Consider the following 17,259-nt stretch of genomic DNA (forward strand, 5'->3'; position numbering starts at 1 on the left):
GTACAATTTGAGAAATGTCTCTTTGAAATGTCTGATATGTCATTTGAACATATCAGTTGTTTCTTTATTTTACATACTACATAGCAGTTTGTCAACACTATCTGTCATTTAAATTTTTATATTCTCGATACTCTGCCAGTGGCATATATGCCGGACGAATAATCTTATCCACATTGATCAGCTCCTCCAGACGATGTGCACTCCATCCAACGATTCGCGCTGCGGCAAAGATCGGCGTATAAAGCTGCTCCGGAATTCCAAGCATATGGTAAACCAGTCCGCTGTAAAAATCGACATTTGCATTTACCCCTTTATACATCTTTCTTTTTTCGGCAATGATTTCCGGTGCCATATGTTCCACTTTCTCATAAAGTGCGTATTCTTTATCGTATCCTTTTTCATGTGCAAGCTGAGCCACAAATTTCTTGAAAATCTCAGCACGTGGATCAGATACTGAATAAATCGCATGACCCATTCCATAGATCAGACCTTTTTTATCAAACCTCTCCCTTGCAAGCAGACCTTCCAGATATGCTCTTACCTCATCGTCATCTTCCCAGTCTTTGACCTCTTCTTTCATATCAGCAAACATCTGCGTCACTTTGATGTTCGCACCGCCGTGCTTCGGACCTTTTAACGATGCCATTGCAGCAGAAATTGTAGAATAGGTGTCTGTTCCGGACGAAGTGACAACGTGGGTAGTAAATGTAGAGTTGTTTCCACCACCGTGATCCATATGCAGCACAAGTGCCATATCCAGGATCCTTGCTTCCAGCTCCGTATACTGTCGGTCTTCACGAAGCATCATCAGAATATTTTCCGCGGTGGACTTCTGCGGATCCGGTGCATAGATGTACATATCCTGACCCTGACGATAATTGTATGCATGATATCCGTAGACCATCAGCATCGGAAATTCACTGATCAGGTTCAGACACTGTCTGAGAACATTCGGGATTGAAGTATCATCAGCTTTTTCATCGTAAGAATACAGATTCAGAATCGCCCTTGAAATATTGTTCATCATATCATGGCTCGGTGCCTTCATAATAACATCGCGCACAAAATTCGGCGGAAGTGTCCTTCTCTCCGTCAGTGTCTCATGAAACCCATCCAACTGTACAACCGTCGGAAGTTCACCAAAAAGAAGCAGATATGCAATTTCTTCATATCCAAAATGATCCGCATCCAGGAATCCACGAACCAGATCCTTGATGTTATAGCCTCGATAATACAAATTACCGGCACACGGAACTTCTTCGCCATTTACAATCTTTTTGGCACATACATCGGAAATGTTGGTAAGTCCCGCAAGGACTCCTTTTCCGTTTACATCACGGAGACCTCTTTTTACATCATGCTTTACAAAAAGTTCTTTGTCGATCCCGGTATTCGCTTCACATAATCCGGCAAGTTCCTTGATTTTCGGCGAAATATCAAACAGAATGCTATCCAGATCTTTCGCACTGTTCACTGAATTTGTCATACACCTACTCCTTTCTGTTAAAGGTTCTGCAAATACTGCAGAAAGTATGAATGAAGGACGGAAACACGCACTTTTAGCATCGTCCCCCGTCCCTTCTTCTTATTTGTAAACTACTTACTACTTGTTGGAAAATATGGTCTCAATGAATCTGCCACACTGCTGATCGGCATTGTCTGAAGCCATACATGTCCCGGTCCTGTAATAACCGTATTAAATAATCCTTCTCCGCCAAAGACAATATTCTTAAGTCCCGGCACAGTCTGGATATCCATCTGGCATGTTACACTCATCGCTGCCAGATAACCGGAATCAATCACGATCTGCTGACCCGGTTGTAATTCGTATTCTACCACATGTCCATCGAATTCTGCAAATACAATTCCATTTCCGGATACCTTCTGCAAGATAAATCCTTCTCCTCCAAATAGTCCTGAAGCCACTTTCTTGTGAAAATGAACAGATATATTTACTCCAGGTTCGCCAGCAAGGAATGCTTTTTTCTGAAAAATATATTCTTGCCCCGGTCCGATTTCAAATGCCTTGATCGAACCCGGAAAGCTGGATGCAAATGCAATCAGTCCATTCCCGCCCTGTGCGGTATAGATATTCTGGAACATCGCTTCTCCAGAGAACATTCTTCCAAATGCTTTTCCAAATCCTCCATTTGTCGAAGTCTCCATCTTCATATTCGGAGACATCCATGCCATGGATCCCCGCTCTGTGATCATACGCTCGCCAGCTTCCAGATGGCAGATCACTACCGGAAGGGTATCACCCTTGATTTCATACCTCATGCTTCATTTCCTCCTTTATAATATTAGTCAGTCTGGCAAATTCTTCCAGATCCAGTGCTTCTCCCCGGACACTGCTTCCTTTTCCGAGTTTCTCTATCGCAGCAGTAATGACTTCCTTCGAAAGATTCAGCTCTCCTGAATTCTTAAGGCCATTTGCCAAAGTCTTCCTCCTCTGATTAAAGGATGCCCGTATCAGGCGGAACATCAGCTTTTCATCCATAACCTCTACCGGAGGCTTCTGATGTCTTGTCAGGCGGATTACTGCTGAGCCGACTGCCGGACGCGGCATGAAACAGTTCGGGGGTACATTTGCAACAATATACGGCTCTGCATAATACTGTACAGCAAGTGAAAGTGCACCATAATCCTTTGTTCCCGGTCCTACCTGCATACGGTCAGCCACTTCTTTCTGTACCATAACCGTAATACTCTCAAGCGGCACATGGCTTTCAAACAAGCCCATGATGATCGGTGTCGTTATATAATATGGAAGATTCGCAACCACCTTGATCGGCCGTCCTCCGTTCTTCTCCTTTGCAAGTGCTGCAATATCCACCTTCAGGATATCTTCATTGATGATCGATACGTTGTCATATTCTTTTAACGTGTCTTCAAGAATTGGAATCAGCGCACGGTCTATCTCAACTGCAGTTACTTCTCTTGCCGCACAGGCAAGGTACTGTGTCATCGTCCCGATTCCAGGGCCGATCTCCAACACGTAATCATCCTTTGTGATCTCGGCTGCACGAATGATCTTATCCAGCACATGCTCATCGATCAGAAAGTTCTGTCCAAATTTTTTCTGAAAATTAAAATTATATTTTTGCAGAATCTCAATGGTATTCTGCGGATTTCCAAGTGTAGGTGTTTTCATCTGTTATTCTCCTGATTATTCATTGCCTGCGTCTTAGATGCCGTACAGATCTCTCGCATTTTTCTCTGTCACAGCGATCACTTCTTCCGGACTCATCTCTTTTAACTCTGCAATTTTCTCAGCCACATACCGGATATAAGAAGACTGATTCCGTTTGCCACGGTACGGCTCCGGTGCCATATACGGGCAGTCTGTCTCCAGCACGATCTTCTCGATCGGGATCGCAGCTGCGACATCTTTTAATTTCTTTGCATTCTTAAATGTGACGACTCCACCGATTCCAATATAGAATCCCATCTTCACATATTCTTCAGCCATTTCACGTGAATAGGAATAGCAGTGAATAACTCCGCCAAGCCCCTGTGCATAATTTTTCATGATATACATGGTATCTGCGGCAGCTTCCCTGCTGTGGATAATTACTGGTTTCTTTACTTCTCCCGCGAGCTCCAGCTGGCGGATAAACCACTTCTGCTGTACCTCATGCGGTTCATTATCCCAATAATAATCCAGACCGATCTCTCCGACTGCAACCACTTTTTTGTTACGGCAGAGTTCTTTCATGTGTTGGATCTTATCTTCGTTAAGTTCTCCAACCTCATCCGGATGCACACCGATTGCAGCATAAACATGTGGATACTTTCCGGCAAGTGCCAAAACCTTCTCACAGGATTCATAAGTCGCACTTACATCCACGATTGTTCCGACTCCAAGATCCGGCATAGATTTTAAAAGCTCATCCCGGTCCCCGTCAAACTGTTCATCATCATAATGTGCATGTGTATCAAATATCATTTCCTTCGTCTCGCTTTCTTTTTACTGACTGCTCTAAGATGTTCTAAGTATACCACACATTCTTAGCCGCTGAATAGTCACTTTTTTTACTTGCTTATCCGGTTTCTTCTATGTATACTATAGATAGTGCAAATAGATCACATCTGCAAATGTATGGGGAATATATTTCTGAAGATTCTGATCAGATATTATAGGAGGATTTTAAAATGAAAGTATTTGACACTGTAAACAATGTCGAGCTGGAAGCCGACACAAAGAAACTTGTAGACATTATGGTAGACGGACGCCAGGTTGATGTATACCTGAAAGAAAAGAAGTCTGATGAAGACGGATACATGAGCTGGGATGTAGAGCATTGGTCAGCAATCGACAAAAAGCGTTTCATCCGCTGCTACTCTCTGGAAGGTCGTGTCCTCAGCGAGTCTACTGGTCACAACATCTATGACCTTTACAATGAATTCAAACCGGAAGATGCTTTAAAGGTAGAGCTCAGCTAATCTCTGCTGTATTCTACATAAGACGGTAATGAAATTCCGGACGGGCAGAACTTTCTGTCCGTCTTTTATTGTGCAAAAATCTACTCTGATTCTGCACAATGTTACTGTTCACACGATGTGCGACCAGCAACGCATCTCGCCATTTTAAATCGCCTTTGGCGATGGGGCGAGATGCATACAAGCCAAAACATGCATCCTCCGTGTCAATCAGCGAAGTGATTGACACGGGAGTGAACAGTAACTGCACAATGTCTTTTCTGAGATACTTTTTCATTTCCTCTTGTCAAATCCGGCTTGCCGCGCTATAATTCTACTTGTACAAGTTCATATGTACCAGGGAGCTGGAGATAACTGGCTGAGAGGGGATTTTATCTGTCCCGACCTGTAACCTGATTTGGATAATGCCAACGGAGGGAATGTATACCATGTATTTGATAGAGATGCCTCCGCATCTCTTATTTTTTTACATGACAGATCAGAACACGCTGACAACGTGTTCCGTGATTACGGACAGCAGGAACTCCACTCAGGTGTGGAGTTCCTTTTTTATTTAAAAGGAAGGAGAACTCTACTATGAAACAAAATAATACAACAAAGAAACTCGCACTTGCCGGTGTTCTCACCGCGCTTGCAATCGTCGGAAGCTTTATCAGTGTACCGGTTGCCGGAAGCAAATGCGCTCCGGTACAGCATATGGTCAACATTCTTGCCGCCGTAACACTTGGTCCTGCATGGGGCGTCGGCATTGCATTCTGTGCAAGTTTACTCCGCAATCTGCTCGGTCTCGGAAGCCTTATGGCTTTCCCTGGAAGCATGGTCGGTGCTTTATGCTGTGGTCTTGTCTACAAAAAATGCCACATCTTAAGTCTTACCTGCCTTGCCGAAGCGATCGGAACCGGATTCCTTGGCGCACTTGCCGCTTATCCGGTTGCTTTGTATCTGATGGGAATTGCGCCGGCAGGACTTTTCGTTTATGTCGTTCCATTCCTTATTTCCACTGTCGCAGGAAGCATCCTTGCTTTCATCCTGATCACAGTTCTGGAAAAAGGCGGCGTTATGTCACAGATCAAAGAAGCATAATCATCATTCATTCTTACAGCACTCTGCTGTAAATGAAACCGCGTTACACCGGGGACACCACCTTGTATCGCGTAATAAAAGGCAGAGATTTTCAAATAAAATCCTGTTCATTGCCGGAAATTTTCCGACAAAGGCGTTAGCAATTCTATCATTCCGAACTGGAAGTGTACCCATCAGGCTGTGTCTGGTTTTTTTCGTGTACGCTGTCCGTGTTTTGCTGACGCCAGATTTTTGTGATACTCACAAACCAATAAGAAACGGAGGCAAAACAACATGAGAAATTACACAACCCAGATGGACGCTGCCAGAAAAGGAATTCTGACTCCGGAAATCGAAACCGTAGCAAAAAAGGAACATATGCCTGTTGAAAAGATGATGCAGCTTGTCGCAGAAGGCAAGGTTGCCATCTGTGCCAACAAGAACCATACCTGCCTTGACCCGGAAGGTGTCGGAAGTATGCTCCGTACCAAGATCAATGTCAACTTAGGCGTTTCCCGCGACTGCAAAGACTATGATATTGAAATGCAAAAAGTTATGAGTGCCGTTAATCTCGGTGCAGAAGCAATTATGGATCTTTCCAGCCACGGTAATACCCAGCCATTCCGTCAGAAGCTGACACACGAGTGCCCGGCTATGATCGGAACTGTACCGGTCTATGACAGTGTCATTCATTATCAGAGAGACCTGGCAACTCTTACTGCACAGGATTTTATTGATGTTGTCCGTCTTCACGCAGAGGATGGCGTTGACTTTGTCACTCTTCACTGTGGAATCACAAGAAAAACCATCGAACAGATCAAAAAACATAAACGTAAAATGAACATTGTAAGCCGTGGCGGAAGTCTTGTCTTTGCATGGATGTGCATGACCGGAGAAGAAAACCCATTCTATGAGCATTACGATGAAATCCTCGACATCTGCGAAGAATACGACGTAACTATTTCTCTTGGTGATGCCTGCCGTCCGGGATGTCTTGCTGATGCTACTGATGTGTGCCAGATTGAAGAACTTGTCCGCCTCGGAGAACTGACCAAACGTGCATGGGATCATAATGTACAGGTTATGGTAGAAGGACCTGGACATGTGCCGCTGGATCAGGTTGCTGCCAACATGAAAGTACAGCAGAGTATCTGCATGGGCGCACCGTTCTATGTACTTGGACCTCTTGTTACTGATATCGCTCCTGGATATGACCATATCACAGCTGCCATCGGTGGAGCTGTTGCCGCTATGAGCGGAGCTGCTTTCCTTTGCTACGTTACACCGGCAGAACACCTTGCTCTTCCAAACGTAGAAGATACCAAACAGGGAATCATTGCTTCTAAGATTGCAGCCCATGCCGCTGATATTGCAAAAGGTATCCCGCATGCACGTGATATCGATGACAAGATGGCAGATGCACGCCGTGTTCTTGACTGGGATGCACAGTACGCCTGCGCTCTCGATCCTGAAACAGCAAAGGCAATCCGTGACAGTCGTAAACCAGAAGACGACCACAGCGATACCTGCAGTATGTGCGGAAAATTCTGTGCTGTAAGAAGTATGAACAAAGCACTTGCCGGAGAATATATTGATATTCTGTAAACTTAAAGATTGCTTGCAAAAGAAGAGAATCGGAAATTATCCGGTTCTTTTCTTTTTCACTAATTTTCGCTCTATTTGTTCTACAAAATATAGCACTTTGCCAGTGGTAAATTTTCGGGTTTGATGTATAATGATTACACAGCAAAAAGGATACAACGGGAGGGAAAGGTTTATGAAAAATAAAATAATGTGGAAAGATGTTACTCTTATTGTACTTGCTATTCTCCTTATTTTTTCGATGTGCAGAATACATACACTCAAACAGTCGAACAAAAAACTGTACTCACAAAATCTGGAGCTGAATCACCAGCTTGCCACACTGAAAGAAAAGAATACAGGTTTAGAATCAAAGCTGAACAGCGAAGAAAGTATCACAGATGAAAAAAAATCAGACAATTCTCAACATTAAAAATTGAGGAGAAGTTTCCATATCCTGGATTCTTCTCCTCGTTTTTATTTATCCAATCATTTAATTAACAGATCTCTGCTCCTGCCGGCATCTTCTTCTCCGGTGTCATCAGCGCAAGATTACCATCTGCATCTTCTGCGCAGAGCAGCATACCTTCTGAAAGCACTCCGGCGAGTTTTGCAGGTTTCAGGTTCACAAGAACCATAACCTTCTTACCTACCATTTCTTCCGGTGTATAGTGTGCTTTGATTCCGGAAACGATCTGTTTTACCTGACTTCCGATCTTAACCTGTGAGCAGAGAAGCTTCTTGGATTTCTTAACTGCTTCGCAAGAAATGATCTCACCTACCTGGAACTGCATCTTTTCAAAATCTTCAAAAGTGATCTCCGGTTTTGCTTCGATGTCGATTCCTTCTTCTTCCTCTTCCTTTTCTTCTTTAACCTTTGGATGAAGCTCTTCTACTTTTTTCATGACTTCTTCCAGGTCGAGTCTCTGGAACAGGATTTCCGGTTTTTCTACCACATGTCCGCCACCAAGCTGTGCCAGGATCTTTTCAGCTGTTTCCGGCATGAAGGATTCCAGAAGTTTTGCACCTTCGGAAATACTCTGGATCAGATTCCAGAGTACTGTCTCCAGACGATCCTTTTTACTTTCATCCTTAGCAAGTGCCCAAGGCATTGTCTCATCAATATATTTGTTACAGCGTTTAAACAGATTGAAGATCTCTGTGATCGCATCTGCTACACGCAGTTCTTCCATTTTTGCTTCTACGAGCTTCGGTGTATTTTCTGTTACAGCTTTCAGATCTGCATCTACTTCTTCTGTAACACCTTTATTTGTCACAGTTCCGCCAAAGTATTTATTTGTCATAGAAATAGTACGGTTTACAAGGTTACCCAGTGTATTGGCAAGATCTGAGTTCAGTCTCTCTACCATTAATTCCCACGAAATTACACCATCGTTTTCAAACGGCATCTCATGCAGAACAAAGTAACGAACCGCATCTACGCCAAAGAAATCTACGAGTTCATCTGCATAGAGTACATTTCCTTTTGATTTACTCATCTTTCCATCGCCCTGAAGAAGCCACGGATGTCCAAATACCTGCTTCGGAAGCGGAAGTCCAAGTGCCATCAGGAAGATCGGCCAGTAAATTGTATGGAAACGGATGATATCCTTTCCGATCAGATGAAGGTCTGCCGGCCAGTTCTTATTGAACATTTCATCGCTTTCACCATCACAGTGATATCCGATACCAGTGATATAGTTGGTAAGAGCATCAAGCCATACATAAACGACATGTTTTGGATCAAAGTCTACCGGAATTCCCCATTTGAAGGAAGTTCTGGATACACACAGATCCTGAAGTCCCGGAAGAAGGAAATTGTTCATCATCTCATTCTTACGTGCTACCGGCTGGATAAATTCCGGATGTGTATTGATATATTCAATCAGTCTGTCTGCATATTTGCTCATCTTGAAGAAGTATGCTTCTTCTTTTGCAGGCTGTACCGGGCGTCCGCAGTCCGGACATTTTCCATCTACAAGCTGAGATTCTGTGAAGAAGGATTCACATGGAGTACAGTACATTCCTTCGTAGTGTCCTTTGTAAATATCTCCCTGGTCATACAGTTTCTTGAATATCTTCTGTACTTCTTTCTCATGATAATCATCCGTTGTACGGATAAATTTGTCATAAGAAGTGTTCATCAGATCCCAGATTCTCTTAATCTCCCCGGATACGTTATCTACAAATTCTTTTGGTGTAACGCCCGCTTCTTCTGCTTTTAATTCAATTTTCTGTCCATGTTCGTCAGTTCCTGTCTGGAAAAAAACATCATATCCCTGACTTCTCTTATAACGTGCAATTGCGTCTGCCAGCACGATCTCGTATGTGTTACCGATATGTGGCTTACCTGATGTATAGGCAATTGCAGTTGTAATATAATATTTTGGTTTGTCTGCCATGATTCTTTATCTCCTTTTTCTTTAAATTAAAAAAGTGCACATCGCCGGCACGTAGTGCCTTTTATTTAACAGAAACTTCCTGTTAAATAAAAAACCGCCTTCTATAAAATATAGAAGACGGGATTATTACCGTGTTACCACTTCTCTTCATCCTTCCCTCACAGGAAGAATCTCACCGGGTACAGTCTGCTGCTTTTGGCAGTCCATATCTGCACTCGCCGCTGTAACGGGCGGAACCCATCGCATGCTTGCACAGGAAACTGATTCGTTGCTTCCTTATGTTCACCTGCGCTGCTCAGAAGCCATCTTCAGTCTTTCTCCAGCCATCCCTCTCAGCCTCTGCGGGACTTCTCTGTAAACATTCAAAAGACCTACTCTCTTCGTCATCGCTTTTCCTATATCAGAAAAATCGTATCACAGATATCAGAAACTTGTCAAGGCGTATTTGACACCAGATAGCCTTTTTCCTTCAATACCTGCTCGATCAGATCCAGTGTCTCTTCCGAATCCGCTTCAACTGTGTGGTAGTGATAGTTGGAAGTGATATTCTTAAGCGGACTGGACTTTCCATTATGGATCCCTTCCATGAATTCTTTGACATTTCTCCGCGATGCCACATCAAGAGGTGCTTCCATATGTCCATAAATCCGGTGATTGATCATTACATTTACCACCTTGCCTCCCAGATCCACGATTGAACAAAGCTCATCCTCCATCTGTTCATCCGTATGACTGACTTTGAACACTCTCGTTACCGTATGCGGTGCATTCAGAATATATCCCCGGTTGGTTGAAATGATATCATATCCGGCTGCACGGATCAGCGCAATGTCCTGTACAATGACCTGACGGCTTACATCATATACCTTCGCCAGTTCTTTCCCGGGTACCGGAACCTCACTGCTCTTTATTTTGCTGACAATCTCTTCTCTTCGTCTGGAACCTGTCATCCCGATATAACTCTCCTTTTTCTGCAATTCTGCTCTGTGCCTGACGTATTACAGACTTTCCTCTTCTGTCTGCCAAATCCTGTCTTCACTCTTACTGAATCCAGACCGGCTTAAATAGCATGCAGATTCTTCAGCGAAATGTCAAGGACAGGAGCAGAATGGGTAAGTGCCCCACTTGATATATAGTCTACTCCAAGAGACGTCAGACGGTCAATATTTTCTTTTGTTACATTTCCGGAACATTCTGTCTCTGCACGTCCGTCAATAATCCTGATTGCCTCCTTCATATCCTCCGGCGACATATTATCCAGCATAATAATATCTGCTCCCGCATCAACAGCCTCACGCACCATATCCAGATTCTCAACTTCTACCTCAATTTTGCGGACAAACGGTGCGTATTCCTTTGCCATTTCCACCGCCTTTGCCACACTTCCTGCCGCTCCGATATGATTGTCTTTTAAAAGCACTCCGTCGGAAAGATTATATCTGTGATTGTATCCTCCACCGACACGGACCGCATATTTTTCAAAAATACGCATATTCGGCGTTGTCTTTCTGGTGTCCAGAAGCTTCGTCTTCGTTCCTTCCAGAAGCATTGCAACCGAATGTGTATAAGTTGCAATTCCACTCATTCTCTGCAGATAATTCAGTGCCACCCGTTCCCCTGAGAGCAGCGCACGGATATCGCCTGTAATAATCCCCATCAATTCTCCTTTTTTCACTTCGTCACCGTCTTTACAATAGAAATCTGTCTTCACATTTTCATCCAGAATTTCAAATACTCTGTGAAATACATCCAGCCCGGCAACTACTCCATCCTGTTTGCAGATCAGCTGCACCTCTCCGGTCACCGCTTCTTTCATCACCGCATTGGTGGTCACGTCCTCACTGGAAATGTCCTCCTGCAGTGCTTCTTTTATCAGGTGGTCTACATTCAATGTCATCGTAATCTTATTCATTTCTTTTTTCCTCATTCTAAACAGATCTTTTTCTTTTATATTGCCTCTTTACAGAACAGTACAGGATTTACTGCATTTTCCACTCCGGAAATCTTATGTGCCGCACGTTTTGCAAACACCAGGCTCTCAAGCAGAGAATTACTTGCCAGACGGTTCGCCCCATGGACGCCATTGCAGCTGGTCTCTCCAACCGCATACAGATGCTCCATCGAAGTTCTGCTGTCGCTGTCTACCCAGATGCCTCCCATGAAATAGTGTTGTGCAGGAACAACCGGGATCCACTCTTTTGTCACGTCATAGCCTTCTTCCCGGCACCGCTCACAGATATTTGGGAAATGCTCCAGGATCGTATTCTTATCAATATTTTCCATGGAAAGCCATACATGATCCGTTCCGTCTTTTTCCATTTGTTCCCGGATTGCTTTTGTCACCACATCTCTCGGAAGAAGCTCATTTACAAAACGTTCTCCGTCTTTATTATAAAGAACTGCGCCTTCTCCACGGACAGATTCTGAAATCAGAAATCTTCGCCCTGGTTTTGAAGAATACAAAGTTGTCGGGTGGATCTGGACATAATCCAGATGCTCCAGACGGATTCCATGCTTCCTGGAAATATCAAGCGCATCTCCTGTCAGATGTGGAAAGTTTGTAGAATGCTGGTATCTTCCTCCGATTCCACCGCTTGCAAAAATCGTATCCTGTGCATAGATCTTCATCTCTTCACCGTCTGCCGTCTTCGCTAAAATACCTGCGCATTTTCCATTTTTAACAATTATGTCTGTCATAGTTGTATATTCGTGTATTTGTACATTTTTTCGTTTCTTTACATGCATGAGCAGTTTACTCGTAATCTCTTTCCCTGTAATATCTTCATGGAAAAGAATCCTTGGTCTGGAATGCGCACCTTCTCTTGTAAATGCAAGATTTCCGTCTTTTTTGGCAAAATCCACGCCATATCCAATTAGATCATGAATAATTTCCTGCGAGCTGCGGATCATAATATCCACCGATTCTTTCCTGTTCTCGTAATGACCTGCGCGCATTGTATCTTCAAAATACCCCTCATAATCCTCATCATCACGAAGTACACAGATTCCACCCTGTGCAAGAAATGAATCACTGCTTTCCAGATCTGACTTGGTAATCATAAGGATCTGTTTATCCTCCGGAAGATTCAGTGCTGAAAACGCTCCACCAACTCCCGTTCCAACGATCACTACATCTGTCTTAATCTCCAACTTTATCCCTCCAATTCCGGTTCTCTTAGCCGGTCACCTATTGTTTCTTATTTTTGATTTTCCGGTTCTTTTATTTTGCAGCAAGCTCAAGCATTTTCTCTAACGGTTTTTTGGAATTTTCCCGAAGTTTTGCATCTACGTGAACCTCATTTTCACCAGTCTGCAAAACATGCAATACCTTCTCCAGCGTATTCTTTTTCATATTCGGACATACCGGTAGCTTGTCCGGATAATAGAATGTCTTCTCCGGGTTCTGTTCCTTCAGCTTGTAACCCACACCCTCTTCTGTACAGACAATAAATTCCTGACAATCACTTGCCGTTACATACTGGATGATTCCTGATGTGCTTCCCACGTAATCTGCCATCGCAAGAAGTTCTGCACGGCATTCTCCGTGTGCGACGATCTGTGCCCCCGGATGTCTCCTTTTCACTTCGGCTACATCCTCTGGTTCCATCCGTTCATGAGTCGGACAGAATCCATTGTTGTAAACAAAATTTTTTTCCGGTACATGATCGGCTACAAAATGTGCCAGATTCCGATCCGGAATAAAGAAAATATTCTTGTTCGGAAGTTCTTTTACGATCTTCACTGCATTTGCAGATGTCACACAGACATCCGAGTATTCTTTCAGTGCTGCCGTTGAATTGATATAACAGACAACAGCAAGATCATCATACTCTTTCCGCATCTTCCGGATCGTCTCCACATCTGCCATATGTGCCATCGGACAGTCTGCTGTCATATCCGGCATCAGAACCGTTTTCTCCGGATTCAGGATCTTCGCACTCTCCCCCATAAAAGAAACGCCACAAAATACGATTGTCTTTTCTTGGAGCTTCGTTGCTACCTTGCTCAGGTAAAAAGAATCCCCTATATAATCTGCTATTTCCTGCACCTCCGGCCGCACATAATAATGTGCCAGAATGACAGCATTCTTCTCTTTTTTAAGCTTCTGTATCTCTTCCACCGTTGTCATAACGTGATCCTCCCTTACTGACTCTTTTCTCATCTCTGATCTTTTTTCAGCATAGTGCACATTATAGCACCACACTTTACATCTGACAAGACACTTGTTTTATTTCTGTAAAGTTTCGTTTGAGATACATATTTCCAGAATCAAAATCATATACATAGAAACAACATCATTTCTTCTGGAGTTTTATGTTTCATTTAATTCTTAAACACCGGAAAAAAATATTTCTGATTCTTCCCTGTTGTCTGCTGGTCATTCTGATTTCTTTTCTGTCTGGCAATGCGTTTTGGAACTCCCTGCATACAGAATCTTCCGACCGGCAATTCCGTACCTTCACACGCAGTCTTTTCCAGACGGAAGTATCCGCAAATACCATCAGTCTTCACTATACCTTGCGTTCTCCTTCTGACTATGGAATCGCGGACATCCCGGCTACATATGGCAGTCTTTCTTCTGATCCCGTTGCAGCGAAAGCTTCTGTCAGAAATGTTCTCTCTTCTCTGCAGGAATTTGATCCCGCCACTCTTTCTTCGGAAAATGCACTAACCTTTAAAATCCTGGATACCTATCTTAAAAATGCATCTACAGGGACAGATTATCTGCTTTATCAGGAGCCTCTCGGCCCCGTATCCGGTATCCATACGCAGCTGCCTGTTCTGCTCTCGGAATACAGCTTTTACGACACACAGGATGTAGAAACCTATCTGGCTCTCTTAAAAGAAACGCCTTCCTATTTTGATTCTGTCATCCGGTTTGAGCAGAAAAAAGCTGCTTCCGGTCTTTTTATGCCGGATTACCAGGCTGACTCTGTTCTGGACACCTGCCAGTCTTTTATCGATATGGGTAAAGAGAATTATCTGATCAGTACATTTAGCGAACGGATCGCGTCACTGGATCTTTTACCTGAAAACAAAAAAGATTCTTTTCAGAAAGAAAATATAAAACTTGTAACAGAAGAGATTTATCCAGCTTATCAAAATCTGATCACCGCTATCAAATCGCTGAAAGGAAAAGGAACGAATGAACAGGGACTTAGCCATTTCCCTTATGGGAAAAAATACTATGAATATCTGGTGCGTCAGACTACCGGCTGCAATGAATCCATTTCCCGTCTGCGACTGATGACCAGGGCACAGATACTGGAAGATCTAAGTGCCATGCAGAAGGTTCTCTTCCCTGCCGATGCAGCACTTACCCAGGCATCCGTTTTGGAGCAGACACCTCCTGATTCCATGCTGGATGATCTCAGGTCTAAAATCACAGATACATTCCCGGAAATTCCTGATGTTGATTTCCAGGTCAAATATGTTCCGGAATCCATGCAGGATTATCTAAGTCCCGCTTTCTATATGATCCCTGCCATTGACAATCTGACGGAAAATGTCATCTATATTAACAACGGACAGACCGCCTCAGGGCTGAATCTCTACACGACTCTTGCTCACGAAGGCTATCCCGGACATCTGTACCAGACTGTCTATTTTTCTGCTTCTGAGCCGGATCCTATCCGGAGTATTCTTGATTTTGGCGGATACGTTGAGGGCTGGGCCACCTATTCGGAAATGATGTCCTACTACCTTGCACCTCTCTCTAAGACGGAAGCATCCCTTCTCCAGAAAAACAGTTCTGTCATTCTTGGACTTTATGCGCTTGCAGACATGGGAATTCATTATGACGGCTGGTCTGTAACTGATACAGTCCGCTTTTTCAGCGATTACGGAATCAATGATGCAAATGCAGTACAGAGTGTCTACGAACTGATCATTGGAAGTCCTGCCAATTATCTGAAATACTATATTGGATACCTGAAATTATATGAATTGAAAAAGGAGATGGCAGATACCCTGGGAAATCAATTCTCTCAAAAAGAATTTCACAGGGCGGTACTGGATGTGGGACCGGCGCCATTTGAGATCGTATATGATGAGGTGGAAAAAAATTTATTAGATTGATCCTGCTTCACACACAAAAAACTATCCTGTGAGAATCCAAAATATTCCCACAGGATAGCCCCTCAAACACATTTTTATATAATTTACACCTGAATCTACAGATCCAGCTTCAGATCATTTTCCTTGATCCAGCCACATTTTCTCATCGGAATCGCAATTGCCCAGGAAAGTACTGCCGGAAGGATGAAACAGATCAACACAAGACCTGCCCAGTCCATTCCGGTGATTGCAGCCTTTGTTCCCACAGCAATATCATTTACCCAGCCAGTGTACACACCAATCTGTCCGACCAGTCCGCAGGTTCCCATTCCGGATGCCACTGCCGCACCATTCATCTTCAGATGAAAGATACAGGTTGCGACCGGACCGGTAATTGCGGATGCCAGTGTTGGCGGGAGCCAGATTCTCGGGTTTCTCACGATGTTACCCATCTGGAGCATCGAGGTTCCGATTCCCTGTGCAAAAAGACCACCCCATTTATTTTCCTTAAAACTCATAACCGCAAAACCAACCATCTGTGCACAGCAACCGGCTACAGCAGCACCTCCTGCAAGCCCGGTAAGCGAAAGTGCCGCACAGATCGCTGCACTGCTGATCGGAAGCGTCAGTGCAATACCAACGATCACAGATACGATAATTCCCATGAAAAATGGCTGTAATTCAGTCGCCCACATGATCGCAGTTCCAACAGTACTTGCCGCTGCTCCGATCGCCGGTGCACATCCCATTGAAAGCAGAACCCCCACACAGATCGTCACAAATGGTGTCACAATAATATCTATTTTTGTTTCTTTTGAAACCAGTTTTCCAAATTCTGCTGCAAAAATCGTAACGACCAAAACCGCAAGAGGTCCTCCGGCACCCCCAAGTTCATTTGCTGCCATTCCGACTGCCGCCAGTGAAAACAATACAAGTGGCGGACACTGAAGTGCTACTCCGATCGAGATTGCCATCGCAGCTCCGGTTGCTCCTTTCGCATAACCGCCTACTGTTACAAGGATTCCTATACCAAGCTGTTCTCCGAGTGTGCTGATGATCGTACCGATCAGAAGCGATGCAAACAGTCCCTGCGCCATTGCACCAAGCGCATCGATTCCGTATCGCTTCGCTGAAAAGATAATATTTTTCTTTCTTAGAAACTCTTTCATAACTTTCTCCTGCTCCTGTCATTCTTTTAGTGTATAATCTACTGTCTTGTCACATGTGATTACTGTGCAATATTATCCACTGTTTTGCAGAATCCGTCAAGAAGATTTTATTTAAATCTCTTATCTTCGCAAAAGTATGATCTTACTATTTTCGCAGAAACTATGAAATACTGTGCAGAATATATTAACGCCTATCATGCCGGTTATGGAACTTATGTATTTGAACAGCGCCGTGCAAAATGGTTCCCTCGCCAGCTTTCTCTTCATGAATTCCGTATAAATACATTGGAATTCGAAATGTGCCTTGAAGATAATGAAAGAAGAATTTATATCCATATTCCTCTGGAAAATACTTCTTTACAGAGAAATATGAAAATATATCTTCTGCAAGGCGGAAAAATTGGCTGGTCCCTTGGAAAATTAAAAAAAGATCCTTGGATATAACTAATATGACTAAAAAGTAGGAGTGTACATTTTATAACTGCACACTCCTGCTTTTTATTTCTTATTTTTATTCTTTATCACCACTTTACAACTTTTTCATA

Annotated in this window: 15 protein-coding genes and 1 riboswitch; of the genes, 5 read left to right on the plus strand and 10 right to left on the minus strand. The window is 43.5% G+C overall.

Annotated features, from left to right (window positions below):
- Positions 1-97: 97 nt before the first annotated feature.
- From PG840_RS06050 to PG840_RS06065, 4 genes are all read right to left on the minus strand, one after another.
- Positions 98-1,486, minus strand: coding sequence for a citrate/2-methylcitrate synthase (locus PG840_RS06050; protein WP_008374090.1), 1,389 nt, complete (start codon positions 1,484-1,486; stop codon positions 98-100).
- Between the two features lie 110 nt (positions 1,487-1,596).
- Positions 1,597-2,280 carry a TIGR00266 family protein gene (locus tag PG840_RS06055; RefSeq protein WP_055248162.1) on the minus strand — a complete coding sequence of 228 codons (684 nt, stop codon included), beginning with the start codon at positions 2,278-2,280 and terminating at the stop codon, positions 1,597-1,599.
- Positions 2,270-3,154, minus strand: a complete 885-nt coding sequence (gene rsmA / locus PG840_RS06060) for a 16S rRNA (adenine(1518)-N(6)/adenine(1519)-N(6))-dimethyltransferase RsmA (RefSeq protein ID WP_270613422.1) — start codon at positions 3,152-3,154, stop codon at positions 2,270-2,272. Before rsmA ends, PG840_RS06055 begins: the two co-directional genes overlap by 11 nt.
- Before the next feature lie 33 nt (positions 3,155-3,187).
- The gene (locus PG840_RS06065) at positions 3,188-3,949 is read right to left on the minus strand and encodes a TatD family hydrolase (RefSeq protein WP_270613423.1); all 762 of its coding nucleotides are present in this window, start codon (positions 3,947-3,949) and stop codon (positions 3,188-3,190) included.
- A gap of 206 nt (positions 3,950-4,155) precedes the next feature.
- Between PG840_RS06065 and PG840_RS06070 the strand changes: the two genes are divergently transcribed.
- The 4 genes from PG840_RS06070 to PG840_RS06085 all read left to right on the plus strand — a co-directional run bounded on the left by PG840_RS06070 (position 4,156) and on the right by PG840_RS06085 (position 7,519).
- Positions 4,156-4,446 (plus strand): hypothetical protein, encoded by a 291-nt coding sequence (locus PG840_RS06070; RefSeq protein ID WP_022220418.1) that lies wholly within the window; start codon positions 4,156-4,158, stop codon positions 4,444-4,446.
- 324 nt (positions 4,447-4,770) lie between these two features.
- Positions 4,771-4,879, plus strand: a riboswitch (TPP riboswitch).
- A 140-nt stretch (positions 4,880-5,019) separates the two neighbouring features.
- Positions 5,020-5,526, plus strand: a complete 507-nt coding sequence (thiW, locus tag PG840_RS06075; RefSeq protein WP_008374099.1) for an energy coupling factor transporter S component ThiW — start codon at positions 5,020-5,022, stop codon at positions 5,524-5,526.
- Positions 5,527-5,799: 273 nt separating this feature from the next.
- Positions 5,800-7,110: a phosphomethylpyrimidine synthase ThiC gene (thiC, locus tag PG840_RS06080; RefSeq protein ID WP_117824574.1), complete on the plus strand. Its 1,311-nt coding sequence runs from the start codon at positions 5,800-5,802 to the stop codon at positions 7,108-7,110.
- 172 nt (positions 7,111-7,282) lie between these two features.
- Positions 7,283-7,519: a hypothetical protein gene (locus PG840_RS06085; RefSeq protein WP_117558755.1), complete on the plus strand. Its 237-nt coding sequence runs from the start codon at positions 7,283-7,285 to the stop codon at positions 7,517-7,519.
- 64 nt (positions 7,520-7,583) lie between these two features.
- Here PG840_RS06085 and metG read toward each other — a convergent pair whose 3' ends face one another.
- The 5 genes from metG to nadA all read right to left on the minus strand — a co-directional run bounded on the left by metG (position 7,584) and on the right by nadA (position 13,617).
- The gene (metG, locus tag PG840_RS06090) at positions 7,584-9,488 is read right to left on the minus strand and encodes a methionine--tRNA ligase (RefSeq protein ID WP_173824907.1); all 1,905 of its coding nucleotides are present in this window, start codon (positions 9,486-9,488) and stop codon (positions 7,584-7,586) included.
- A gap of 434 nt (positions 9,489-9,922) precedes the next feature.
- Positions 9,923-10,438, minus strand: coding sequence for a transcription repressor NadR (locus PG840_RS06095; protein WP_270613424.1), 516 nt, complete (start codon positions 10,436-10,438; stop codon positions 9,923-9,925).
- 110 nt (positions 10,439-10,548) lie between these two features.
- Entirely contained in the window at positions 10,549-11,400 is an 852-nt protein-coding gene (gene nadC, locus PG840_RS06100; RefSeq protein ID WP_022220419.1) for a carboxylating nicotinate-nucleotide diphosphorylase, read from the minus strand.
- Positions 11,401-11,435: 35 nt separating this feature from the next.
- The gene (locus PG840_RS06105; protein WP_270613425.1) at positions 11,436-12,638 is read right to left on the minus strand and encodes an L-aspartate oxidase; all 1,203 of its coding nucleotides are present in this window, start codon (positions 12,636-12,638) and stop codon (positions 11,436-11,438) included.
- Between the two features lie 70 nt (positions 12,639-12,708).
- The gene (nadA, locus tag PG840_RS06110) at positions 12,709-13,617 is read right to left on the minus strand and encodes a quinolinate synthase NadA (RefSeq protein ID WP_055261559.1); all 909 of its coding nucleotides are present in this window, start codon (positions 13,615-13,617) and stop codon (positions 12,709-12,711) included.
- Positions 13,618-13,802: 185 nt separating this feature from the next.
- Between nadA and PG840_RS06115 the strand changes: the two genes are divergently transcribed.
- Positions 13,803-15,566: a DUF885 domain-containing protein gene (locus PG840_RS06115; RefSeq protein WP_270613426.1), complete on the plus strand. Its 1,764-nt coding sequence runs from the start codon at positions 13,803-13,805 to the stop codon at positions 15,564-15,566.
- A gap of 95 nt (positions 15,567-15,661) precedes the next feature.
- On the opposite strand, the gene PG840_RS06120 is transcribed toward PG840_RS06115, so the two are convergent.
- Entirely contained in the window at positions 15,662-16,714 is a 1,053-nt protein-coding gene (locus tag PG840_RS06120; protein ID WP_270613427.1) for a PTS transporter subunit IIC, read from the minus strand.
- Positions 16,715-17,259: the final 545 nt, after the last annotated feature.

It is taken from the genome of Coprococcus sp. AM97-35, assembly GCF_027697525.1.
Lineage (GTDB): Bacteria > Bacillota > Clostridia > Lachnospirales > Lachnospiraceae > Allocoprococcus > Allocoprococcus comes.